15 protein-coding genes are annotated in these 23,184 nt (G+C 72.3%); 10 read left to right on the top strand and 5 right to left on the bottom strand.

The window, feature by feature from the left end; genetic code table 11:
• Window positions 1–53 precede the first annotated feature (53 nt).
• From F4558_RS20485 to F4558_RS20460, 6 genes are all read left to right on the top strand, one after another.
• Window positions 54–2,708 carry a GGDEF domain-containing phosphodiesterase gene (locus tag F4558_RS20485; RefSeq protein ID WP_167945560.1) on the top strand — a complete coding sequence of 885 codons (2,655 nt, stop codon included), beginning with the start codon at window positions 54–56 and terminating at the stop codon, window positions 2,706–2,708.
• Between the two features lie 156 nt (window positions 2,709–2,864).
• Window positions 2,865–3,170: an Asp-tRNA(Asn)/Glu-tRNA(Gln) amidotransferase subunit GatC gene (gene gatC / locus F4558_RS20480; protein WP_053659512.1), complete on the top strand. Its 306-nt coding sequence runs from the start codon at window positions 2,865–2,867 to the stop codon at window positions 3,168–3,170.
• A gap of 76 nt (window positions 3,171–3,246) precedes the next feature.
• Window positions 3,247–4,722 carry an Asp-tRNA(Asn)/Glu-tRNA(Gln) amidotransferase subunit GatA gene (gene gatA, locus F4558_RS20475; RefSeq protein ID WP_053659509.1) on the top strand — a complete coding sequence of 492 codons (1,476 nt, stop codon included), beginning with the start codon at window positions 3,247–3,249 and terminating at the stop codon, window positions 4,720–4,722.
• A 232-nt stretch (window positions 4,723–4,954) separates the two neighbouring features.
• Entirely contained in the window at window positions 4,955–6,100 is a 1,146-nt protein-coding gene (locus F4558_RS20470; protein WP_167945558.1) for an Ig domain-containing protein, read from the top strand.
• A 132-nt stretch (window positions 6,101–6,232) separates the two neighbouring features.
• Window positions 6,233–7,732, top strand: a complete 1,500-nt coding sequence (gene gatB, locus F4558_RS20465) for an Asp-tRNA(Asn)/Glu-tRNA(Gln) amidotransferase subunit GatB (protein ID WP_167945556.1) — start codon at window positions 6,233–6,235, stop codon at window positions 7,730–7,732.
• A gap of 120 nt (window positions 7,733–7,852) precedes the next feature.
• Window positions 7,853–10,210: a thiamine pyrophosphate-binding protein gene (locus F4558_RS20460; protein ID WP_053652373.1), complete on the top strand. Its 2,358-nt coding sequence runs from the start codon at window positions 7,853–7,855 to the stop codon at window positions 10,208–10,210.
• 12 nt (window positions 10,211–10,222) lie between these two features.
• On the opposite strand, the gene F4558_RS20455 is transcribed toward F4558_RS20460, so the two are convergent.
• The 3 genes from F4558_RS20455 to F4558_RS20445 all read right to left on the bottom strand — a co-directional run bounded on the left by F4558_RS20455 (window position 10,223) and on the right by F4558_RS20445 (window position 14,920).
• A complete protein-coding gene (locus F4558_RS20455) occupies window positions 10,223–11,788 on the bottom strand; it encodes a metallophosphoesterase (protein WP_053652374.1) in 1,566 nt (521 codons plus the stop codon).
• 61 nt (window positions 11,789–11,849) lie between these two features.
• On the bottom strand, window positions 11,850–13,022 hold the full coding sequence (locus tag F4558_RS20450) for a PQQ-dependent sugar dehydrogenase (RefSeq protein ID WP_167945554.1): 1,173 nt from the start codon (window positions 13,020–13,022) through the stop codon (window positions 11,850–11,852).
• 80 nt (window positions 13,023–13,102) lie between these two features.
• A complete protein-coding gene (locus F4558_RS20445; RefSeq protein WP_167945552.1) occupies window positions 13,103–14,920 on the bottom strand; it encodes a SpoIIE family protein phosphatase in 1,818 nt (605 codons plus the stop codon).
• A gap of 185 nt (window positions 14,921–15,105) precedes the next feature.
• Between F4558_RS20445 and F4558_RS20440 the strand changes: the two genes are divergently transcribed.
• A complete protein-coding gene (locus F4558_RS20440) occupies window positions 15,106–16,032 on the top strand; it encodes a 2-hydroxyacid dehydrogenase (protein WP_167945550.1) in 927 nt (308 codons plus the stop codon).
• A 94-nt stretch (window positions 16,033–16,126) separates the two neighbouring features.
• On the opposite strand, the gene F4558_RS31725 is transcribed toward F4558_RS20440, so the two are convergent.
• Window positions 16,127–16,519 (bottom strand): PH domain-containing protein, encoded by a 393-nt coding sequence (locus F4558_RS31725; RefSeq protein ID WP_053652378.1) that lies wholly within the window; start codon window positions 16,517–16,519, stop codon window positions 16,127–16,129.
• Between the two features lie 216 nt (window positions 16,520–16,735).
• Here F4558_RS31725 and F4558_RS20430 point away from each other — a divergent pair, with 216 nt between their 5' ends.
• Window positions 16,736–19,288, top strand: a complete 2,553-nt coding sequence (locus F4558_RS20430; RefSeq protein ID WP_312877373.1) for an EAL domain-containing protein — start codon at window positions 16,736–16,738, stop codon at window positions 19,286–19,288.
• Between the two features lie 20 nt (window positions 19,289–19,308).
• On the opposite strand, the gene F4558_RS20425 is transcribed toward F4558_RS20430, so the two are convergent.
• Window positions 19,309–20,328: a LacI family DNA-binding transcriptional regulator gene (locus tag F4558_RS20425; protein ID WP_167945546.1), complete on the bottom strand. Its 1,020-nt coding sequence runs from the start codon at window positions 20,326–20,328 to the stop codon at window positions 19,309–19,311.
• A gap of 118 nt (window positions 20,329–20,446) precedes the next feature.
• On the opposite strand from F4558_RS20425, the gene F4558_RS31720 reads away from it, so the two are divergent.
• Window positions 20,447–20,704 (top strand): hypothetical protein, encoded by a 258-nt coding sequence (locus tag F4558_RS31720; RefSeq protein ID WP_053652380.1) that lies wholly within the window; start codon window positions 20,447–20,449, stop codon window positions 20,702–20,704.
• Entirely contained in the window at window positions 20,701–23,139 is a 2,439-nt protein-coding gene (locus tag F4558_RS20415; RefSeq protein WP_376767557.1) for a glycoside hydrolase family 2 protein, read from the top strand. The genes F4558_RS31720 and F4558_RS20415 overlap by 4 nt, the downstream gene beginning before the upstream one ends.
• Window positions 23,140–23,184 lie beyond the last annotated feature (45 nt).

The raw sequence follows: 23,184 nt of genomic DNA, 5'->3' as shown, positions 1-23,184 counted from the left end.
TCATTGGGTGACGACGTGCTCACCGGCACGTCGACCGTCGGTCGGGAGGTGTGATGGAGGTTGCCGACCCGCGCAACTCCCTCCCGCCTGGGCGGGTGGCGCCGTTCGCCGCCTTTGTCGTCGGCATCCTGGCGGTCGCGGCGCTGACTGCCGCCGGTCCACTCGCGACGCTCCCCGGCGAGCTGTCCGAGCTGCCGGTGGCGTTCTGGACGATGGCCGCGCTCGCCGTGCTGTGCGACGCGCGCCCGTTCGTCCCGCCGGGTCGCCGGCAGTCGTCCGCCGTCTTCCCGTCCACCTGCTTCACCTTCGCGATCCTGCTCGGCTGGGGGCTCGGCCCGGCGGTGGTGGTCCAGGCGTTAGGCGTGGTGGTGTCGGGCTGGCGGATGCGCCACGCCGCGTGGCGGACAGCGTTCAACGTCGGCCAGTACGCCTGCGCCCTCGCCGCCGCGTACGGGATCATCCGGCTCGGTCCCGGCACCATTTTCGGCGGCGGGCACCTGCACTGGCCCGACGTGGCCGCCCTGGGTGGGGCCATGGTGGCCTGGTTCCTCGTCAACTACGGGCTGGTCAGCTGTGCGGTACGGCTGCGCTTCGGCGACCGGTGGTGGCCCACCGTCCGGCAGGGCCTCGGTTTCGAACTGCTCTCCACAGGTTCGCTGCTGCTGCTCGCCCCCGTGCTGGTCGCGGCGGCACACCTCAGCGCGGCGCTCATCCCGCTGGTGCTGGTGCCGCTCTTCGCCGTCTACCGGATGGCCCGTCTGACCGTCGAGCAGCAGCACCTCGCCGCCTCCGATCCGCTCACCGGGTTGCCCAACCGCAAGGCGTTGTTGGCCGAGGTGGCCGAGCAGGTGCACCTGCACGCCGAGCGGACCGCCCGTGGCGAACCCGGCGGGCACCTGGCGCTGCTGCTCATCGACCTGGACCGTTTCAAGAACGTCAACGACGCGCTCGGGCACGCGGTGGGTGACAGGCTGCTGGTCGAGGTCAGCGCCCGGCTCACCGACGTGGACCCCCGCCCACAGATGATCGCCCGTCTGGGTGGGGACGAGTTCGCCATCGTGATGACCGGCCTGACCGACGTCGGTCAGGCACGTGCCCTGGCCGACCAGGTGGTCCGTGCCCTGGCCGAGCCGGTGCCGCTGGACGGGCTGCCGTTGGACGTCGGCGGTTCGATCGGGATCGCGCTCTTCCCCGAGCACGGCGAGGACTTCGCCACTCTCATGCGGCACGCCGACGTCGCGATGTACGACGCCAAGCACCGCAACGACACGGTGGCCGTCTACGCCCCGGAGTCCGACCACAACTCGGCCGAGCGTCTCGGCCTGCTCGCCGACCTGCGCCGGGTGCTCGAATCCGGCCCGTCGGCCGACGAGCCACTCGACGCCGCACCACCGGAGCAACGCGACCCGCTCGACAACCCGCCTGCGAGTCGGGCCGCGGCGCCAGGGCAGGCCGCGGCGCCAGGGCAGGCTGTGTCTCCGAGACAGGGCACTGCCGGCGTACCCCCTGTTGCTCCGGACGAGGTGCGCGGCGGTGACGGCGCGGCGCTGCCCACCGGTGCGGAGGCCGCGCCGCGCCCGGCCACCGCGCCGGTGACCGCGGAGGCGCCGTCGACAGGCGGGCGCTGGTGGGGTCGCCGTCGGCGCGCGGCGGGCGCCGAGTTGGCGCACGCCGACGAGCTGATCAAGCAGATCGCCACAAGCGCCGACCCGATCCGGGGCCGCAACGCCCGCGCCACGGTCGCCGGCACCCGGCCTGGTCCGTCCCGGGACCGACGTGCTGGTGTGCAGGGGCGACGCTCGCCGAACGTCGGCGCGGGGGCGGCGCCGCGCGGCGACAGTGCGGGGCGCGACAGCGGGCCGGGCACGACCGACCAGTCGTTCGGGTCGACTGGGTGGGCGCACGACGGCGAGCAGGCCGACGACGCCGGTGAGATCACGATGTACTACCAGCCGCAGATCGCCATCGCGACAGGCGAGGTGGTCGGCGTCGAGGCGCTGCTGCGCTGGCGGCACCCGCGTCGGGGGATGGTCGACCCGGAGGAGTTGATCCGGGTCGCCGAGCAGAGCGCTGTGATGCGGCTGCTCACCCGGCGGGTGGTGGACGACGTGGTGGAGCAGCTCGCCAAGTGGTCGGCGGCCGGCATCGGGCTGCGCGCGGCGCTGAACGTGAGCGTGCGCGACCTGCACACCGGCGAGATCGCCGACCAGATCGCCGACCGGCTGGCCCGGTACGGGGTGCCGGCCGAGCGGCTGCAACTTGAGATCACCGAAGGTGCCCTGATGGCTGACCCGCGTCGGGTGCTGGCCACGATCTCCCGGCTGCACCGGATCGGGGTGGCCATTGCGTTGGACGACTTCGGCACTGGGTACTCGTCGCTGCAACACCTGCGCCGGCTTCCGCTGTCGGAGGTGAAGGTGGACAGGTCGTTCGTGCTGGGCATGGCCGACGACCCCGACGACGCGGCGATCGTCCGGTCGATGATCGAACTGGCCGGTGCGCTGGGGCTGCGGGTCGTCGCCGAAGGTGTGGAGGACGAACGGACCTGGCGGATGCTGCACGCGGCGGGCTGCGACGCCGCGCAGGGCTGGTTCTACGCCCGCCCGATGCCCGCGGAAGAGTTGATCAACTGGCTGGCGCGGTACCGGCCGGTCCGCCCGAGCGGTGGTCCCGTCGAACCGGACGCGGAGCGCCGCCCCACCCGCTGACCGCCCGCCGGCACGGCACGCCGGCTGGCGGAGGGGGACTGGGGGACGCGACGCGGGAGCGGAACAATAGACTCGCTCCGGTCACCGCGCGTCACGCTGCACCCGCCGCGCGGCCGGCACACCGCCCGATCAGCAGGACATCAGAAGGGGGCACGGATGGCCGCCATCTCCCGCGAGGAGGTCGCGCACCTGGCGCGCCTGTCGCGGCTCGCCGTCACCGAGGAGGAGCTGGACACGTTCGCCGGCCAGCTCGACGTGATCCTCCAGGCGGTCGCCCAGGTCGGCGAGGTCGCCGCCGCGGACATCCCGCCGACCTCGCACTCGGTGCCGCTGACAAACATCTTCCGCGAGGACGTCGTCACGCCGTGCCTCACGCCGCAGGAGGCGCTGTCGGGCGCGCCCGACGCCGAGGACCAGCGGTTCCGCGTACCGCGGATCCTGAGCGAGGACGTGGCCTCATGAGCGAGCGTCAGCGAGCGAATCAGCAGTGCAGCGCGGTGGTGCCTCGTGGCGTCACGGAGCGAAGCGGAGTGGCGTCATGAGCGACCTGACCAGAATGACCGCGACGGAGATCGCCACCCTCGTGGCCGGTGGTGAGACCTCCGCTGTCGAGGTGACGCAGGCGCACCTGGACCGGATCGCCGCCGTCGACGACCGGGTCCACGCCTTCCTGCACGTCGACACCGAGGGCGCGCTCGCCGCGGCCCGCGCCGTGGACGAGCGTCGGGCAGCCGGCGAGGATCTCGGCCCTCTCGCGGGTGTGCCGGTCGCCGTGAAGGACGTGCTCGCCACCCGGGGCGTGCCCACCACCGTGGGTTCGAAGATCCTCGAGGGCTGGCGCCCGCCGTACGACGCGACGATCGTGCAGCGGCTGCGCGACGCCGGCACCGTGATGCTCGGCAAGACCAACATGGACGAGTTCGCGATGGGCTCCTCCACCGAATACTCGGCGTACGGCCCGACGCACAACCCGTGGGACCTCGACCGGATCCCGGGCGGTTCGGGTGGTGGCAGTGCCGCCGCGCTGGCCGCGTACGAGGCGCCGCTGGCGATCGGTTCGGACACCGGTGGCTCGATCCGCCAGCCCGGCGCGGTCACCGGCACGGTCGGCGCGAAGCCGACCTACGGCGGCACGTCCCGCTACGGGCTCGTGGCGTTCTCGTCGTCGCTGGACACCCCCGGCCCGTGTGCCCGTACGGTGCTCGACGCGGCTCTACTGCACCAGGTCATCGGTGGGCACGACCCGCGTGACTCCACGTCGATCCCGCAGCCGGTGCCGGACGTCGTGGCGGCGGCGAAGCTCGGCGCGACAGGCGACCTGACCGGCGTACGACTCGGCATCGTCTCCGAGTTCGTCGGCGAGGGTGCCGAGCCGGGCGTGATGGCCGCGTTCCGCGAGTCGGTGGACGCCCTTGCCAAGCTGGGTGCGGAGATCGTCGAGGTGTCCTGCCCGACGTTCGCGTACGCGCTGCCGGCGTACTACCTGATCGCCCCGAGCGAGTGCTCCTCCAACCTGGCCCGGTTCGACGGCGTCCGGTTCGGCCTGCGGGTCGGAGACGACGGCAACCGGTCGCTGGAGGAGGTCATGTCGATGACCCGGGAGGCCGGCTTCGGCCCCGAGGTCAAGCGTCGCATCATGATCGGCACGTACGCGCTGTCGTCGGGTTACTACGACGCGTACTACGGGCAGGCGCAGAAGGTCCGCACGCTCATCACGCGGGACTTCACCGCCGCCTTCGAGCAGGTCGACGCGCTGATCTCGCCGACCACGCCGTCGGTGGCGTTCCCGATCGGGGCGCGCACGGCCGACCCGTACCAGATGTACCTGGCCGACCTGTACACGATCCCGACGAACCTGTACGGCGGGCCGGGCATCTCGGTGCCCTGCGGTCTTTCTGAAGGGCTGCCCGTCGGCCTTCAGGTGATGGCGCCGACGATGGCCGACGACCGGATGTACCGGGTCGCCGCCGCGTTGGAGTCCGCAGTCGGCACGTTCACCCCGCCGACGCTCTGAGCCCACGGGTACGGAGGCAGGTCGCCTGCCTCCGTACAAGAAATCGTCACGCGCCCGGCGCGGTCACCACGACCGCGCCGGGCGCTGTGTCGTCGCGGTGACACGACGATCTCCGATCAGCTGATTGTCCGGGTTCGGTTGCACTGGTCGAATAAGCTCCGAGTCTGCTGGATCGACTGGACTCTGGTCCGCTGGCGGCCGCGAGCGGCTCCGATCAAGACCTGGATGTGCGATGGGGACACTTCGCCCGGTCATGGCCCTGACGATGGCTGTCGCGTTGCTGCTGGGCGCCGCGCAACCAGCCGCCGCCGCCCCCGCCCCCGCCGACACCGTCACCATCACCTCGGGCAAGCCCCGGTCGCTCATGTACATCGGGCAGGTGTACGCGATCCACACCGTCGAGGCCACTGGTGGCACCGGGCCGTACCAGCTGTCGGTGGTGTCGGGCAGTCTGCCGCCGGGCATGTTGGTGGTGGGTACGTCGCTCGGTGGCGCGCCGAACACGCCGGGCACCTACACCTTCACGCTGCGGATGACCGACAAGAACGGGCTCTTCGGCCAGCAGAAGGCGACGATCGAGGTACGCCAACAAAAGGTCGTCATCACCTCGGGCAAGCCCCGGTCGCCCATGTACATCGGGCAGGTGTACGCGATCCACACCGTCGAGGCCACTGGTGGCACCGGGCCGTACCAGCTGTCGGTGGTGTCGGGCAGTCTGCCGCCGGGCATGCTGGTGGTGGGTACGTCGCTCGGCGGTGCGCCGAACACGCCGGGCACCTACACGTCCACACTGCGGATGACCGACAAGAACAAGCTCTTCGACGAGCAGGACGTCACGATCGTCGTCGCCAAGGCCGCGGCCGCCTTCACCTCCGGCGACCCGCCTGCCGGTACGGTCGACCAGCCCTACTCTTTCCGGTTCACCGCCGACGGTGATTCGGACATCGCGTTCGCTCTAGCCGCCGGGGCCCTGCCGGGCGGCCTCACCCTCGACAAGGAGGGCCTGCTCAGCGGCACTCCCGGCAGCGTCGGCACGTTCACCTTCACCGTCCAGGCGAAGGGTCGCAGCACCAGCGCCACGAGCGAGGTGTCGCTGATCGTCGCCGCCCCGGCCCCGGGCACCCCCACTGCGACCCCGACCGGCCCGACGGCCACGCCGACAGCGAGCGACCCGGCCGCCACACCGTCGGAGAGCAGCCCTGCCGCGTCCCAGCCGACGCCCACGCCGTCGAAGTCGAAGGCGAGTGGCGTGTGGCTGCCGGTCACCGGACCGGGCTCGCCCCTCGTGCTGCTGCTGATGGGCGTCGTGGCGTTCTCCATCGGCGGCATCCTGCTCGTGCTGGCCTACAACCGTCGGCGCTTCACCACACCCGAGTGACACCCGACCCCGGGCCGGTCTTCCCATGCCGCCGCGCCCGGCCCGCGCGTTGATCTCGAAGCCCGGCAGCGGGGTGGCCGGGCCAGCCGATTAGGGTGGAACGGTTCTGTCCGGATCGCGCCTGGAGCTCAGATGACGACGACACTGCCCGCGTACGACGAGGTCGTCGCGCGCTTCGAACCGGTGATCGGCCTGGAGACCCACGTCGAGCTGGGTACGAACACCAAGATGTTCTGTGGCTGCCCGACGGACTTCGGCGGCGAGCCGAACACCCGGGTCTGCCCGGTCTGCCTGGGCCTGCCGGGCTCGCTGCCGGTGGCCAACAAGGCGGCCATCGAGGCGATCATCCGGATCGGCCTGGCGTTGAACTGCTCGATCGCGCAGTGGTGCCGGTTCGCCCGGAAGAACTACTTCTATCCGGACATGCCGAAGAACTTCCAGATCAGCCAGTACGACGAGCCGATCTGCGTCGACGGTTACCTCGACGTCGAGGTGGGCGGCGAGACGGTGCGCATCGAGATCGAGCGTGTGCACCTGGAGGAGGACACCGGCAAGACGCTGCACGTCGGTGGCGCGACCGGCCGCATCCACGGCGCGACCGAGTCGCTTGTCGACTACAACCGGGCCGGCATCCCGCTCGTCGAGATCGTCACCAAGCCGATCACGGGCACCGGCGCGCTCGCCCCCGACGTCGCCAAGGCGTACGTCGCCGAGCTTCGGGACGTGATCCGTACCCTCGGTGTCTCGGACGTGCGGATGGAGGAGGGTTCGCTGCGCTGCGACGTGAACACCTCCCTCAACCTGCCGGGGCAGGAGTGGGGCACCCGTACCGAGACGAAGAACGTCAACTCGCTGCGGTCGGTGGAGCGGGCGGTCCGTTCGGAGATGCTGCGGCAGGCGTCGGTGCTGGACGCGGGCGGCCGGATCACGCAGGAGACCCGGCACTTCCACGAGGACACCGGTGACACCACTTCGGGGCGCTCGAAGGAGACGGCCACCGACTACAGGTACTTCCCGGAGCCGGACCTGGTGCCGATCGCGCCGGACCCGGCCTGGGTCGCCGAGCTGAAGGCCGCCCTGCCGGAGCTGCCCCGGGTGCACCGGCGTCGGCTCCAGGAGCAGTGGGGCCTGTCGGACCTGGACATGCAGTCGGTGCTGAACGCCGGTGCGGTCGAGCTGATCGAGGCCACGGTGGCCGCCGGCACCACCCCGGCGGCGGCCCGCAAGTGGTGGCTGGGCGAGCTGTCCCGCCGGGCCAACGAGTCCGGCGTGGAGCTGGCCGACATCGGGGCCACCCCGGTGCAGGTCGCCGAGCTTCAGGGCCTGGTCGACGCCGGCAAGCTCAACGACAAGATGGCCCGTACGGTCCTGGAGGGCGTGGTCGACGGTGAGGGCTCGCCCACCGAGGTCATGACCAGTCGAGGGCTGGAGGTCGTGTCGGACACCGGCGCGCTCACCGCCGCCGTGGACGAGGCGATCGCCGCCAACCCGGGCATCGCTGACAAGATCCGCAGCGGCAAGGTCGCGGCGGCCGGCGCCCTGGTCGGCGCGGTCATGAAGACGACCCGTGGTCAGGCCGACGCGAAGACCGTCCGTGAGCTGATCCTGGAGCGCCTCGGCGTCCAGGGCTGATCGGTTAGGAAGGGCCCCTTCTTATGCACCAGGCGTTAAGAAGGGGCCCTTCCTTGCACCCCATGCACCTTTGCACCCCTTGTTGCTAGGGCGTCAACGGCGACGCCCGGATGGAGCACAGTGAACCAGCACGACCTCGATGTCCTCGACGAGATCCAGCGACGGGTGCTGTGGCTCGCCACACGGATCGTGGACGCGGCCAACCACGACCGGGCCACCGGCGACGGGGTGAAGGTCGGCGGCCACCAGGCGTCCAGCGCGTCCCTCGTCACGGCGATGACAGCGCTGTGGTTCCAGCACCTGGACGCCGAGGACCGGGTCGCCGTCAAGCCGCACGCCTCCCCGGTGTTCCACGCCATCCAGTACCTGCTGGGCAACCTGGACCGCTCCTACCTGCCCCGGCTGCGGGCCCGTGGCGGTCTCCAGTCGTACCCGTCGCGTACCAAGGACCCGGACGAGGTGGACTTCTCCACCGGCTCGGTGGGCCTCGGCGCGGCGGCGCCGCTGTTCGCCGCCGCGACCCGGCGCTACGTCGACGCGCACTTCGGCGCCCGCCCGCACTCCCGGTTCGTGGCGCTGATCGGCGACGCCGAGTTGGACGAGGGCAACATCTGGGAGGCGGTCGCCGACCCGGCCACCACCGGCCTGGGCAACGTGATGTGGCTCGTCGACTTCAACAGGCAGTCGCTGGACCGGGTGGTGCCGGGCATCCGGATCAACCAGTGGCGGGGCCAGTTCGAGGCGGCCGGCTGGCACGTCGTGGAGGTCAAGTACGGCCGCCGGCTCGCCGAGGCGTACTCCAAACCGGGTGGCGAGGCACTGCGCGACTGGATCGACGCGATGCCCAACGAGCAGTACCAGTCCCTGTTCGGGTTGACCGGTCCGGCACTGCGCGAGCAGTTCCTGGACGGCGCGCCGGCCGAGGTGGGCACCTTCACCGAGGGCATCGACGACGAGGAGCTGCGCCCGCTCGTCACCGACCTGGGCGGGCACGACCTGTCCGCGATGCTCGACGCCTACGCCCAGTGCGACGCGGTCACCGACCGGCCCAGCGTCGTCTTCGCGTACACCGTGAAGGGTTGGGGTCTGCCCATCGCCGGCAATCCGCGCAACCATTCGGCGCTGCTCAGCACCGAGCAGGTGGACGCGCTGCGGTCCGCGCAGGGCCTGACCTCCGAGACCGAGTGGGACCGTCTCGACCCTGCGTCCCCGGCAGGCATCCGGGCCGGCGCCCGCCGCGAGGCGCTGTCCCGCGCGCCCCGCGAGCGCGCGTTGGGGGTCACCGTTCCGGAAAGCACCGGAGTACGCGCCAACAAGCCGATCTCCACGCAGGAGGTATTCGGTCGGGTGCTCGTGGACCTGGCGCGGGACCGGGAGGTCGGCCGCTACCTGGTGACCACAGCCCCGGACGTGGCCACTTCCACGAACCTTGCCGGGTTCATCAACAAGACCGGGGTGTTCGCCCCCACCGAGCAGCGTTCCTGGACCGAGGACCGGATGCTGCGCTGGACCGAGAGCCCCGCCGGGCAGCACATCGAGCTGGGCATCTCGGAGATGAACCTGTTCCTGCTGCTCGGCCAGCTCGGCCTGTCGTGGGACCTGTCCGGGCAGCCACTGCTGCCGGTGGGCACTGTCTACGACCCGTTCGTGCTGCGCGGCCTGGACGCCTTCCTGTACGGCACCTACTCCGGTTCCCGGTTCGTGGTTGCCGGTACGCCGTCGGGCATCACCCTCGCCCCGGAGGGCGGTGCACACCAGTCCACCATCACCGCCTCGGTCGGCCTGGAGCTGCCCGGGGTGACGTTCCTCGAACCGGCGTACGCGGGCAGCCTCGACTGGCTGCTCTGCGACGCGCTCGGGCAGATCGCCGGCGGTTCGTCGCCGGCAGCGACCGCCGCGCCGAGAGAGGACGGGGCGTACTACTTCCGGCTGAGCACCCGGCCGCTGGACCAGGCGCCGTTCGAGGCGGCCCGCGCCCGCATCGGCGACGCGGTGCTGCGCCGGCAGGTCGTCGCCGGGGCGTACCGGCTTGTCGACGCCCATCAGGCGTACCCGCACCTGGCCGACGCCCCAGTGGTGCAGCTGGCCGCCTCCGGGGCGGTGCTGCCCGAGGTGCTGGCCGCCGCCGCGGAGCTGGCCGAGGAGGGTGTCGCCGCGCACGTTGTCGACGTGACGAGTCTCGACAGGCTCTACCGGGCCTGGCAGCGCACCCTGCGTCAGGGCGTACGGACTGCCACGGTGCCCAGCGTGCCGGGTGCCCTGCGGTCCGCGTTCGCCGACCGGGTTCCCGTGGTGACAGTGCACGATGCCGCCTCGCACGCGATGGCCTGGCTGGGGTCCGCGGTCGGCGCCCCGGCGGTGCCATTGGGCGTGGACGAGTTCGGCCAGTCCGGCAGCGTGGCCGAGCTGTACGAGTTGCACGACCTGCTGCCCGGCAGCATCGTCAACGCCGCCCTGGCCGCCCTGGCCCTACGCTGACCCGGCCCCTGCTCAGCGGGTCGGGGTCGGGGTGGGCGTGGCGGACGGCCCGGCGGCCGGGGCTTCGACAATGTGGCGTTCCAGGTTGACCTGGGCCTGCCCGGTGCCGCCGACGGTGATGTCGTCGTACGCCTGGAGCATCTTCTGCTGGTCGAAGTAGAGCACGCTCATCGACAGCGGGGTCGGCTTCTCGCCCTCCAGGCCGCGTAGCCCGGCCCCGCCGGTGGAGCCTTCCACCATCAGCGTGGTGGGCTGCTGGCCGGGCGCCTCGGGCAGCTTGGAGACCTGCCGGGCGTGGGTGTGCCCGGCAAGCACCAGCGGGCAGGTGCCGGCGAGTGGCCCGGCCGACGCCGGGTCGTGCACGAGCGCGATGTTGACCGGGCGGGGCGAGCTGCGCACTGTGGCGGCGAGCTGCTCGCCGGCGCCGATCACCTGGTCGGCCACCTGCTGGGTCAGTCCGCTGCCGGCCGGGGAGGTGTTCTTGTCGGGTGTGAAACGCGGGTCACCGATGCCGGCGATGGTCAGCCCGCCGACAGTCGTGGTCGAGTTGTTGAGCACTATCGCGTTCGGTTGGCGGGCCACCGCAGCCGCCGTACGGCCCGAGTCGTGGTTGCCCCGGATGAACACGTACGGCTTCTTGAGCAGGCCGATCGAGCCGACGAAGGACTCCTCGGGCTCGCTGCCCCAGTCGGTGATGTCTCCGGTGTCGACGACCACGTCGATGCCGAACTGCTCCACCACCGTCCGGATCAGCTGCCAGCCGGTCGGGTTGAGGTGCATGTCGGAGACGTGCAGGACCCGCGTGGTGCCGGGCGCCGGCTCGTACACCGGCAGCGCCGACACTGTGGTGTAGAGCTGGCTGACGTTGCCGACGATGCGCTGCAACTGCTCGGCGTACTTCGTGTAGTCGTTGGCGATGCGGCGGGCGTCGCCGACGATCGCCGGCGCGTTGACGAGCAGGCCCTCGTAGCGCGGCTCCTCGATGGCCTGCGGGCGCAGGGTCGCCGCGGCCGTTCCGAGGCTGCCGGCGGTGATCACCAGAGCCAACCCGCCCGCCCACGCGGTACGCCGCACGTTCCGGAAGATCAACGCGGCGAGGATCAGGGTGACGAGCACCGACGCGGCGAGGGTACGCAGGCCGAGCCGCATCACACCGGTGCGGACGTCCTCCACAGCGCTCTGGCTGGCGCGGCTGATGCTCGCCGGGTCGTCCAGTAGCGCCTCGGTACGCCCCTGGTCCAGTGCGCCGAGCCGCACTGTGAGGTGCGTCGGCCCGTCATGGCTGTCCAGCAGCAGCGCGCCGAGCGGCGGTACGTCGATCGTCGTCCCGCCGTCGCTGGCGGGGGAGAGGGTGAGGGTGGCCCGGAACGGCCCGATGTCGGTGTCCACCTGCCCACCGGCCAGTACGCCGAGCACCGCCCCCGCAAGTGCCACGGCGAGCACGGCGAGGATCACGCCAGCGCGGCGTACCGGCCCGCCGGGTCGACCGATCCGCCGGGTACGTGGCGGCTCGCTGCCGGCCACCGGCTCGTCCCGGTCGCCGGTGTCGTCGTGCTGCTCGTCGCGCTGCCCGTCCATGCTGAGATTCTGACCTGCCCGTCGGAGGATCTTGGCAAACCCGCGCGGATGGTGACGCAGGTCAGCTGCGACCGCCGTCGCCGCCGGCGAAGACCACCCGCAGCAGCCGGTCGTCGTCGCCCGCCGGGGTGCCCCGCCCGTCGTGGTTGGAGGTGCTCACCCAGAGCGACCCGTCCGGCGCGGCGGCCACCGCGCGCAGTCGACCGTACCGGTTGGTGAGCAGCTCACTGGGCTGACCGAGCATGGTGCCCGTGTCGGTCAGCTCCATCACCCAGAGTCGCTTACCGCGCAGGCAGCCGGTGACAAGCAGTCGATCCGTGGCGGCCAGGCCGGAGCAGGACGCATCGGAGGTAGCCCACTGCGTGAGCGGATCGGTGTACCGCTTGTCGCCGGCCCGCCCCTCGACCTGCGGCCAGCCGTAGTTGCCGCCCTTGGTGATCTGGTTGATCTCGTCCCAGGTGTTCTGGCCGAACTCGACGGCGTACATCCGCTTGGCCTCGTCCCACGCGAAACCCTGCACGTTGCGGTGCCCCAGCGACCAGACCGGGGAGCCGGGGTACGGGTTACCTGCCGACGGCTTGCCGTCGGCGGTGATCCGCAGGATCTTGCCGCCGAGGCTCTTGACGTCCTGCGCGGCGGGGCGTTCCCCGGCGTCACCCGTGCTGACGTAGAGCTGGCCGTCCGGGCCGAACCCCAACCCGCCGCCGTTGTGCACGTTGGCCTTGGGGATGCCGGTGAGGACGGGGGTCGGCTGGCCGCCGATCTGGAGCTTGGCGACCCGGTTGTCCTGCTCGGCGGTGTAGTAGACGAAGACCGTCCGGTCCCGGTCGTAGCTGGGTGACGCGGCGATGCCCAGCAGGCCGCCCTCGCCCGCCGCCGCCACGTCGGAGATGGTCTGCACCACCCGGACCTGTAGACCCTCGGGCCCGGACTCCGGGCCGACCTGGAGGATCCTGCCGCTGTCCCGTTCGGTGACGAGTGCGCCGCCGTTGGGCAGGAAGGCGATGCCCCACGGCACCCGCAGGCCCTTGGCCAGCACTGTCGCCACCGCCTGCTGGCCGGCCCCGCCAGGGCTCGCCGCTGCCGACGGCGTCGGCAGGTTGGGGGGCTCGCCGGCCGGGTCGGGCTCCGGCTCACCGAAGCTGCAACCGGTGGCGAACAGCAGCGCCGCGCACGACGCCGCGAGGACCGGGCGGAGACGGCGGGTGCGAGGGTACGGGGGACGATCTCTCACCCGGCCCAGGGTAGCCCGCCGGACGACCCAACCGGGCCCGCCGGGGCGGACGGTACCTCGTCGGCTCCTTGAAGGGCCTGTCAGTGGGCCCGTACGGCAAGCAGTGCCGTGTCGTCCTCGCGATGCAGGATCGAGGCGAGCAGCAGGTCGCACAGGTCGTCGAGCGGGACGGTGTCGGTGCCTGTCAACCGGCCCACCAGCTCGGCGAGCCCGTCGTCGATGGACCGGTCCCGGCGCTCGACCAGCCCGTCGGTGTAGAGCAGCAGCGTGTCGCCGGTGGTCAGGCTTGTGGACTGGCTGGTCCGCGGCGACGGTCGGGCCAGCCCGAGCAGCGGCTCCGGCGTCGCTTCGAGGACCTCGACCGCACCACCGACACGGACCACAAGGGCCGGCGGGTGCCCGGCGTTGCACCAGGTCACCTCGCGTACACCGGAGTGCTGGCGGCAGATCCGGACGAGTGTCGCGGTGGCCGCGATCGGCAGCCGCAGGCCACGGATCGCGCCGTCCAGGTGGCTCATCAACGCCCCGACCGCGTCCGGCCGGCCGAAGGCGTTGCCCCGCACCAGGTTGCGCAGCTGGCCCATCGTGGCCGCCGCCTCGATGTCGTGCCCGGCCACGTCCCCGATCGCCACGATCAGGTCACCGTCGGGCTGGACGAATGCGTCGTACCAGTCGCCGCCGACCTCCACCCGGTCGGCCGCCGGCTGGTAGCGGGCCGCCAGCTCCAGCTCCGGTACGACGGGCAGGTGCGGCAGCATGCTGTGCTGGAGGACTTCGGCGACGTGCCGCTGCTCGCCGTACATCGAGCTGTTGCCGATCGCCTGCCCGGCCCGGCGGCCGATGTCCAACGCGGTGAGCAGGTCCCGGTCGTCGAACTGCTGACGCCCGGGCGCGTTGACAAGTGTGATCGCGCCCAGCACGGTGCCACCGGCGGCCCGTACCGGCACGCTGAGGTAGGAGGCGATGCCGAGACGTTCGGCGATCGCCACCATCTCCGGATCGGTGGTGCCCCGTGCGACGTCGGCAAGCGACGCCACCGCACCGAGCCGGGGCTGGCCGGTCCGCAGGACCGCGCGGATCGTCGACTCCTGGCTCAGCCCGGTGCGCAGCAGGGCCGCGAAACCGTCGACGTCCGCCGCCCGGGCCGGGTCGCGGTGCACCGCCACCACCTCGCGGGGCAGGCCCGCTGGCCCGACCAGGGTGAGCAGGCACCAGTCGGCGAGCAGCGGCACCATCGTGGCGGCGAGCCGCCGCAGCGACGTGCCCACGTCCAGCGTGCCGGCGAGCGTCTCACTGACCCCGGCCAGCAGTTCCAGCCGCTCGTGCGCCCTCACGACACGGCGGCGTGCCTCCTGCGCCCCGTCCAGCGCGATCCGCAGCCGCAGCTCGGACGAACAGGCAGCGGCCAGGTCCGCAAGTGTCCGCAGCTGCCCGGCGGTCCAGGCCCGCGGCTTGCTGTCGATGGCGCAGAGCGCGCCGAGCACCCGGCCGGAGAGATCGGTCAACGGCATCCCGGCGTACGCGACCACGCCGAGGTCCTCGATGGCCTGGTTGTCCCGTACGCGGGGGTAGAGCCGGGCGTCCGGCAGCACCATCGGCACCTCGATGTCCACCACGTGCTGGCAGAACGAGTGGCTCAGGGGAGTCTGCCGCCGCTCGGACCAGGGCTCGGGCAGCCCCACCGCACCGGGAAAGAACTGCCTGTCGGCGGAGACCAGGGAGACCAGCGCGACCGGAACGTCCAGCAGGTCGCTTACCAGCCGGGCGAACCTGTCGAACGCTTCGTCCGGTGCGGCGTCCAGACCGGTGTCGGCGAGGGCGCGCAGTCGCGTTGCGTCGGCGAGCCCCGGGGGCGGGGTGCTCGCGCGTCGCGGGCTGGCGGAGGAGCCGTCGGTCATCGAGCACCTGTCTGCGGGGGCGGAGGCCGACCGGCCATCCGGCCTTGGTTATACCTCGTTCGGGCCCGGACCGAACATCGGTGTGCCGAGTCTCGCGCGCCCCGTCTCCTCGCGCCATCCCCCGGGACGCCGGTTCGTCGCCGTGCCCGCTCCGGTCGCCGCGCCGGGGACTATCGTCGGCGGACGTGAAGGTATGGATTCCACACCAGGCCGGCCTGCACCTCGTCGGCGGGCTGCCCGAGGGCGTGACGGTGGAGGTCGCCGAGCGTCCCGACCGGCTGCCCTCCGACGTGGCCGACGTCCGCTTCTGGGTACCGCCGTTTCTGAGCGGGTCGGACGCGACAGCGCTGCTGCGCGAGCTGCCTGACCTGGCCGTTGTGCAGTTGCTCTCGGCGGGGGCGGACGCCTGGGTCGACCGGATGCCGGAGGGCGTCACCCTCTGCGATGCCCGGGGCGTGCACGACCCGTCCACCGCCGAGTGGGTGGTCACGGCGATCCTCACCCAGCTGCGGGCGTTCCCCGCCTTCGTCCGGGCGCAGGCGCAGCGGCGGTGGGCGTTCGAGGGGAACGTCCCGACCGACGAGCTGTCCGGCAAGCGGGTGCTCATCGTCGGTGCCGGCTCCATCGGTACGGCGGTCCGCGACCGGCTCGCCCCGTTCGAGGTGAGCTTCACCCTTGTCGCCCGGACCGCCCGACCCGAGCAGGGGGTGCATGCCGTGGCCGAACTGCCGCGTCTGCTGCCCGAGGCCGATGTGGTGGTCGTGCTGGTGCCGTTGACCGACCAGACCCGTGGTCTGATCGACAAGGAGTTCCTGGCCGCCATGCCGGACGGGGCGCTGCTTGTCAACGCCGCCCGGGGGCCGGTGGCCCGCACCGAGGCGCTGGTGGCCGAGTTGGCCTCCGGTCGGATCTCGGCCGCTCTGGACGTCACCGACCCCGAGCCGCTGCCCGCCGACTCCCCGCTCTGGACGATGCCGAACGTGCTCCTCACGCCCCACGTCGCCGGGTCGGTGCGCGGGTTGCTGCCGCGGGCGTACCGGCTGGTCGGCGAGCAGGTGCGGCGCTTCGCGGCCGGCGAGCCGCTGATCAACACGGTGGTCGACGGCTACTGACGGTCGCCGCAGGCCCGGCGTCCCGGTCGCCGCTGGTCCCGGCCGGCGTCGCGGGCCGTTGCTGCTGGTCGGGCCTCGACGGCCCTGGAGGTTGCTACTGGTCGGGGGTCTCGGTCGTTTCACTCGGCAGCGTCTGGCCGGTTGCCGAGACCAGCCGGGGCAGGTCCGTGCCGCGCACCGCGGGCAGGACGACCTGCTGACCGTCGTCGAGCCGGGCGACTGCCCGCCCGCGCGGATCGGTGGCCAGCTCGACGATGTGGTCCCAGTCGATCCTGCGCTGCCCCAGTAGCGCGCGCAGGCGCAGTTCCCGGGGGTTGGCGTCGGTGCCGGCCCGCCAGGCCCACACCCCGACGGCGAGCGGAACGAGCAACACCGGCAGCAGGTACGTCCGGGCGTTGGCCAACGGAAGGGCGCCGACGAAGGCGACGAGCGCGGCGGCCAGGATGGCTTGGTTGTACCGGAAGCGGACCGTATCGGGCGTACTCACCCTGCGATGATCCCACCTTGGCCTGGTCGGGCTCGCGGCGGGCGGTGTCGTGCCGACCCGACGCGCCGCACAGTGACACAGGTCACTGCCTGCGCCGGTAGCTGATGCGTAACCGATCTGGCCGTCGATCGTTCTGGACTGATGGGCAGTGGATCCGCAACGTCCACCGTCCCGCATCGCCGCACCGCCCCGTGCCCCCTCACGAAGGCGACCGCCGTGCCTCTCGCGTACCCGTTCCGTGTCCTCGTCCCCCGCCGGGCGGCACCGGAGGCCGCCGTGCTCGCGGCCGTCGCGCTGCTGATCCTCGCCGGCGCCGCCGGCCTGGTCCCGGCCTCGGTGGTGATCGCGCTCGCCGGCGGCGCGGGTGCCACGCTCGCCGGGGTACGCCTCACCCGCCTGGCCAGCCGCCGCCACACCGCCGTGACCCACAGTGACCTGTCGTCAGCCGAGCCGTCCCCGCTGGCGCTGGGCGTGCTGCTCGACGCGGCGGTGGTGGCGGCCGGTCTCACCGCCGCCACGTTGCCGCTGGTCGACACCGGGCAGCGTGCCGCTGCCCTGGCGGGTGCGCTGATCGTCGCGGCAGTGTCCGCGGCCGGGCTGCTCCGGCTGCCGGACCGGCCGTCGCCGTGGGCAGTGGTCCGGCTGCGGGGACCGTTGTCGGCGACCGCTCCGGCGGTGGGGCTGGCGCTCGCCGGCTGGCTGTTGCTTCCCGGCGACGTCGTCTCGGCGCCGGTCCGGCTTGTCGGTGCTCTGGCGCTCGGCGGGCTGGGCATGGCCGCGCTGAACGCGTTCACCGGACGGGGCCGACGCTCGGGTGCCGGCGTCTGTCGTGGCGGGGTCCTGCTCATCCTCCTCGCGCTGGCGTTGCTGACCGTCCTGCCGCCAGTGGACGCGGGTCGGGGGGCGCTTGTGGCAGTGCCGCCGCTGGTGCTCGGGATGCTGCTGACCGCGTTCGGGGCGGATGCCGCGGTGGCCGCGGGCGACGTGCAGTCGACTCTCGGTCCCGCCACACTGACCTGGCCCCGGGTGGTGCTTCCGGCGGCGGTGTTGCTGCTGGTGGTGGGCCTGCACGCGGCTGCCGGCCGCACACCGGACCGGACGAGCGTGCTGCTCGCCCTGGCCGCGGTGCCACCGCTGGTGCTGCGTGAGCTGCTGGGCGGTGCCGACGCGACCACCGGCGAACGGCGTGCCGCGCACCGCCGCCGTACCGGCCGCGCCCTCCGGCAACTCCGCTGGCCGGGAGCGCCGGACGACCGGGCCGAGCCGCCTGCGGACGCCAGCGAGTCCGGCCCCGACGCGCCCTGGCCGTCCGGTGGCGGCACCTCGACGGGCGGCGGCGCGACCTGGGCGTCCGGCGGTGACGTGGGCACATCGACCAGCACTCCTGCCTGGCCGTCCGGTGACGCCGGCACCTCGGCCGGCTGCTTCGCCTGGCCCGACGATGGTGACGCCGGCACCTCGACCGGCGGCGTGGCCTGGCCCGACTGTGGTGTCGCCTGGCCGCCGTCCGGCCGTGGGTCGGTGTCGGGCGGCGACGGTCCCGCCGACCGCGCGGCTCTCCTGGACGCGCTTGCCTCGATCGGCGACGTGCCGGCGCCGGCCGGCGCGCTGCTGCTTGTGGACCTGCACGGCGCCGACGGGCTCGGTCCGGTGGCTCGGGAGGACATCCTGGCCGAGGCGGTCCTGCGGGTCCGTGCGGTCGTCGCGCCCGGCGACCTTGTCACCGGCTGCACGGGCACCGGCTTCGCCGTGGTCACCGCTGCCGGCCCGGTGCTGGCGTACGCGCTGGGCACCCGGCTGCTGGCCGCGCTCACCCCGCCGTACCGGTGGGGCGGCTCGGTGCTGCGGGTGCAGACGAGCATCGGGCTGGCCGAGGCGGGCGGTGCCGGGCCGGCGGACGTGCTCCGGCAGGCTGAGTTGGCGCGGCGACGCGCGGTCCAGCTGGGTCGGGACCGGGTCGAGTGGTACGACGCGTTCCTGGAGGAGCAGTTGGTGCGTCGGCTCGACCTGGAGCGCGAGTTGCCGGGTGCGGTCGCGCGGGGCGAGCTGGATCTGGTCTACCAGCCGGTGGTGGACCTGGCCGACCGGCAGCCGGTGGGCGCTGAGGCGTTGCTGCGCTGGCGGAGTCCGGTGCTCGGCACTGTGCTTCCGGCCGAGCTGCTGCCTGTCGCCGAGGATCTGGACCTGGTCGGGGAGTTGGAGTGGTGGGTGGTGGACCGGGCCTGCCGGCAGTTGGCCGACTGGTCGGCGGGCAACCGGGAGCTGTGGATGGCAGTCAACGTCACCACCCGGGAGCTGACCACACCCGACTTCGTGCAGCGCGTCGCCGCTGTGCTGGCCGCGTACGGGGTGTCGCCGGAGCGGCTGGTGGTGGAGGTGGCGGAGCCGAGGATCGGTGGCGACCTGTCGACTGTGGTGGCCCGGCTTGCCGGGTTGCGCTCGCTGGGTGTCCGCACGGCGTTGGACGACTTCCGGGCCGAGCACGCCTCGCTGGCCCACCTGCGCCGGCTGCCCATCGACCTGTTGAAGGTCGGCCCCGGCCTCGTGGGCGCACAGTCGGCGGGACAGCCACCGCTGATCGACGTGGTGGTCAACGTGGGTGAGCGGCTGGGTGTGGAGATCGTCGCCGAGGAGTTGGAGTCACCGATCCAGGTGGAGGGGGCGCACCGGGCCGGCTGCAACTACGGGCAGGGTTTCGCGCTGGCCCGTCCGGCCACCGCCGAGCGGGTCGAGGCGTACTTCGAGGAGTTCCCGTCGGCGTCCCGCTGACCCCGGCTACTGAACCCGGTTCACCGCTGGCGGGGCGGTGCGGTGCTGCCGCGTGGCGTGAGGTGCGGTGTCTCATCCTGGAGGCGGGTCGCGGGCTGCCCGGCGATGACGGCGAGCAGTTGGCGGGCGGCGTGCGCGCCGTACGCCGGAATGTCGCGGCCGAGGGCCGTGAGGGGCGGGTGCACGAGCCGGCAGAGTGGTGAGTCGTCCCAGGCCACTATGGACAGGTTGTCCGGCACGGTGAGCCCCATCTCCTGGGCGACGGAGAGCCCGGCGATCGCCATCACGTCGTTGTCGTAGATGACTGCGGTGGGTCGCTGGGCGGAGCTGAGCAGGCGGCGGGTGGCCCGGCCGCCCTCCTCTCCGGTGTAGTCGGACCAGACGGTGACCGCGTCGACCAGGCCGAGCCGTTGGCACACCGCAGTGAAGGCTTCGGTGCGGATCTCGGTGTGCCGCAGGTCGGGCAGGCCGCCGACCCGGGCGATCCGTCGGTGCCCGAGCGCGACCAGGTATTCCACGGTCTCGGTGAGCGCCGCGGCGTCGTCGGACCAGAGGCTGGACAGCTCGCCGGTGCCGCCCGGCCCGCCGATGACCACTGCCGGCAGTTGGAGCTGTTCCAGGGCGGGGATGCGTCTGTCGTCGGTGCGCAGGTCGCAGACCAGCACCCCGTCCACCCGACGCTCGGCCCACCAGCGCCGGTAGACCGCTATCTCGGCGTCGTGGTCGGCCACGACCTGCAGGGTCAGCGCGTACGAGCGGGCGGAGAGTTCCGCCTCGACGCCGCTGATCAGCTCCATGAAGAACGGCTCGATGCCCAGTATCCGGGCCGGTCGGCAGAGTGCCAGGCCGACGGCCTCGGCGGTGGCGGCGGAGAGCGCACGGGCTGCGCTGCTCCGGCTGAACCCGATCTCGGTGGCGATGGCGAGGATGCGTTGCCGGGTGGCCTCGGAGACGCCGGGTTGCCCGTTCAGCGCGTACGACACGGCGCCCTTGGAGACGCCGGCACGCCGGGCGACGTCGGCGATGGTCGGCCGCTTCACCGGCGTGCTCCTCCGCTCCTGCCCCGGGGGGTCGGGGTTCTGACCTTGCCATGGCCGTGGGCCTCGTGTCGGCGGCCCCAACGTAGCGCAACCGGGAGCGACCGGCCGTCCGCGACGTGTGCCCGCCCGGGCGCCACAGGACACGCCGGCCGGGCTCTGGACCTACCTGCTGCTCGCGGTCAGCATGCTGTTCGCCGCGTTTCCGCTGTACTGGATGTTCGTCATCGCCACGAGCGACGACGAGGCGTCGGCGAAGCTGCCGCCCGCAGTGGTGCCCGGCGGGGAGTTCATCGCTACCGTTCCCCTGCTGGTCATGCTGTTCATCGGTGGACGTCAGGTCGTCCGCGGAATCATGGAAGGCGCGGTGAGATCGTGACTCCGTTGCACGAGGGCTGGACCCTGCGGGCGGTACCCGGACCGCAGGTCCCGGCCGGAATCGCCGACCGGACGGTGCCGGCCACAGTGCCCGGCTGCGTGCACACCGACCTGCTCGCCGCCGGCCTGATCCCCGACCCATACCTCGACGACAACGAACTGGCGCTTGCCTGGATCGGCCGCACCGACTGGGTCTACCAGACCACGTTCGTTCACGAGCCGGGCGACGACGAGCGTGTCGACCTGGTCTGCGCTGGCCTGGACACGGTCGCCACCGTCACCCTCAACGGCGTCGAGGTCGGCCGTACCGCGAACATGCACCGTGGCTACCGGTTCGACGTCCGCTCGCTGCTGCGCGACGGCGACAACGACCTCGTCGTCGCGTTCGACTCCGCGTACCGGTACGCCGAGGCGCAGCGGGACCGGCTCGGCGACCGGCCCAACGCCTACCCGGAGCCCTTCAACTTCATCCGCAAGATGGCCTGCAACTTCGGCTGGGACTGGGGGCCGACGCTTGTCACAGCGGGCATCTGGCAGGACATCGGCCTGCACGCCTGGTCCACGGCCCGGCTGGCCACCGTCCGCCCGCTTGTCACACTGGACGGCCGGGACGGGCGGGTGGAACTGCACGTCGAGGTCGAGCGGGTCGCGGCCGTCCCGCTGACAGTCCGCGCCACAGTCGCCGGCGTCCACGCCGAGGTCGTCGTCCCGGCCGGGGAGCGCACTGCCGTGCTCACAGTCACCGTCCGCGAGCCCGCACTGTGGTGGCCCCGGGGGTACGGCGAGCAGACGCGCCACCCGCTTGAGGTGACCCTGTACGCGCCGGACGGCGACGCCCTGGACACCTGGTCCCGTCGGATCGGCTTCCGTTCGGTGCGACTGGACACCACCGAGGACCAGCACGGCACCCCGTTCGCGTTGTCGGTGAACGACGTCCCGGTCTTCGTACGCGGGGTCAACTGGATCCCCGATGACGTGTTTCCCACCCGGATCACGCGGGACCGGCTGGCGCAGCGGTTCGAACAGGCAGCCGGCGCCAACATCAACCTGCTACGCGTCTGGGGCGGTGGCCGGTACGAGTCGGACGACTTCTACGACCTCGCCGACGAGCGTGGGCTGCTGGTGCAGCAGGACTTCCTCTTCGCCTGCGCGGCGTACCCGGAGGAGGAGCCGTTGCGCACCGAGGTCGAGGCGGAGGCGCGGGAGCAGGTGACACGCCTCGCCGGTCACCCCTCGCTGGTGCTCTGGACCGGCAACAACGAGAACATCTGGGGCTGGCACGACTGGGACTGGCAGGAGCCCCTTGCCGGGCGTACCTGGGGTCGTGGCTACTACCTCGACGTGTTGCCCCGGATCGTCGGCGCGCTCGACCCGACCCGCCCGTACTGGCCGGGCAGCCCCTGGTCGGGCAGCGAGGCGATCCACCCCAACGACCCGGCGCACGGCACCACGCACATCTGGGACGTGTGGAACACCGACGACTACACCAGATACCGGGAGTACGTGCCGCGCTTCGTCGCCGAGTTCGGCTACCAGGCCCCACCCGCGTACGCGACGGTGCGCCGGTCCATCTCCGACGACCCTCTCGCGCACGACTCGCCGGGCATGGCTCACCACCAGAAGGCAGCCGACGGTGACGTGAAGCTGCAACGCGGTCTGGACGCGCACCTGCCGCCGCCCGCCGACTTCGACGACTGGCACTACCTCACCCAGCTCAACCAGGCCCGCGCCATCCAGCTCGGCGTGGAGCACTTCCGCTCACACCGGGACGTCTGCGCCGGCACCATCGTGTGGCAGCTCAACGACTGCTGGCCGGTCACCTCCTGGTCGGCCGTCGACGGCGACGGTCGGCGCAAACCCCTGTGGTACGCGCTGCGCAACGCGTACGCCGACCGACTGCTCACCGTGCAGCCGCGCGACGGCGGGCTGGCCCTGGTGGCGGTGAACGAGACCGCGCAGGCGTGGACAGGGCCGGCCACCATCACCCGACTCGCCCTCACCGGGGAGCCGAGGGCGAAGACCTCGGTCGACCTCGACGTTCCGGCGTACTCCTCGGTGGTGCTGGCGCTGCCGACGGAGCTGGCGGGGCCGGACGAGGTCCGCGCCGAACTGCTGGTCGCGGAGGCCGGGGACACCGCGGAGCGCGCGCTGTGGTTCTTCGCCGAGGACCGCGACGTCGACTGGCCGGCGGCGGCGTGGGACGCGACGGTCGAGCCGGTCGACGGTGGCCAGCGGGTGCGGGTGACCGCCCGGACGGTGCTGCGCGACCTGACGCTGTTTCCGGACCGGCTCGATCCGGCCGCGCAGGTCGACAGGGCGCTGGTGACGCTGCTGCCGGGGGAGAGCGCCGTGTTCACGGTGCGCGCGCCCGGCCCGCTCGACCCCGGGGCGCTCACCAGCCGTCCGGTGCTGCGCTGCGTCAACGACCTCACCTGAGAGCGGCCGTCATCTTCGTCGATTTGAAGACTTTTGCAAGTGGTA

The organism is Micromonospora profundi (assembly GCF_011927785.1).
Taxonomy (GTDB): domain Bacteria; phylum Actinomycetota; class Actinomycetes; order Mycobacteriales; family Micromonosporaceae; genus Micromonospora; species Micromonospora profundi.
This window is presented reverse-complemented; position numbering and strand designations above follow the sequence as displayed.

What these genes read in the sequence shown, in the direction of transcription:
- F4558_RS20485 (WP_167945560.1), top strand. Translation starts at nt 54, where the DNA reads ATGGAGGTTGCCGACCCGCGCAACTCCCTCCCGCCTGGGCGGGTGGCG.
- gatC (WP_053659512.1), top strand. Translation starts at nt 2,865, where the DNA reads ATGGCCGCCATCTCCCGCGAGGAGGTCGCGCACCTGGCGCGCCTGTCG.
- gatA (WP_053659509.1), top strand. Translation starts at nt 3,247, where the DNA reads ATGAGCGACCTGACCAGAATGACCGCGACGGAGATCGCCACCCTCGTG.
- F4558_RS20470 (WP_167945558.1), top strand. Translation starts at nt 4,955, where the DNA reads ATGGGGACACTTCGCCCGGTCATGGCCCTGACGATGGCTGTCGCGTTG.
- gatB (WP_167945556.1), top strand. Translation starts at nt 6,233, where the DNA reads ATGACGACGACACTGCCCGCGTACGACGAGGTCGTCGCGCGCTTCGAA.
- F4558_RS20455 (WP_053652374.1), bottom strand. Translation starts at nt 11,788, where the DNA reads ATGGACGGGCAGCGCGACGAGCAGCACGACGACACCGGCGACCGGGAC.
- F4558_RS20445 (WP_167945552.1), bottom strand. Translation starts at nt 14,920, where the DNA reads ATGACCGACGGCTCCTCCGCCAGCCCGCGACGCGCGAGCACCCCGCCC.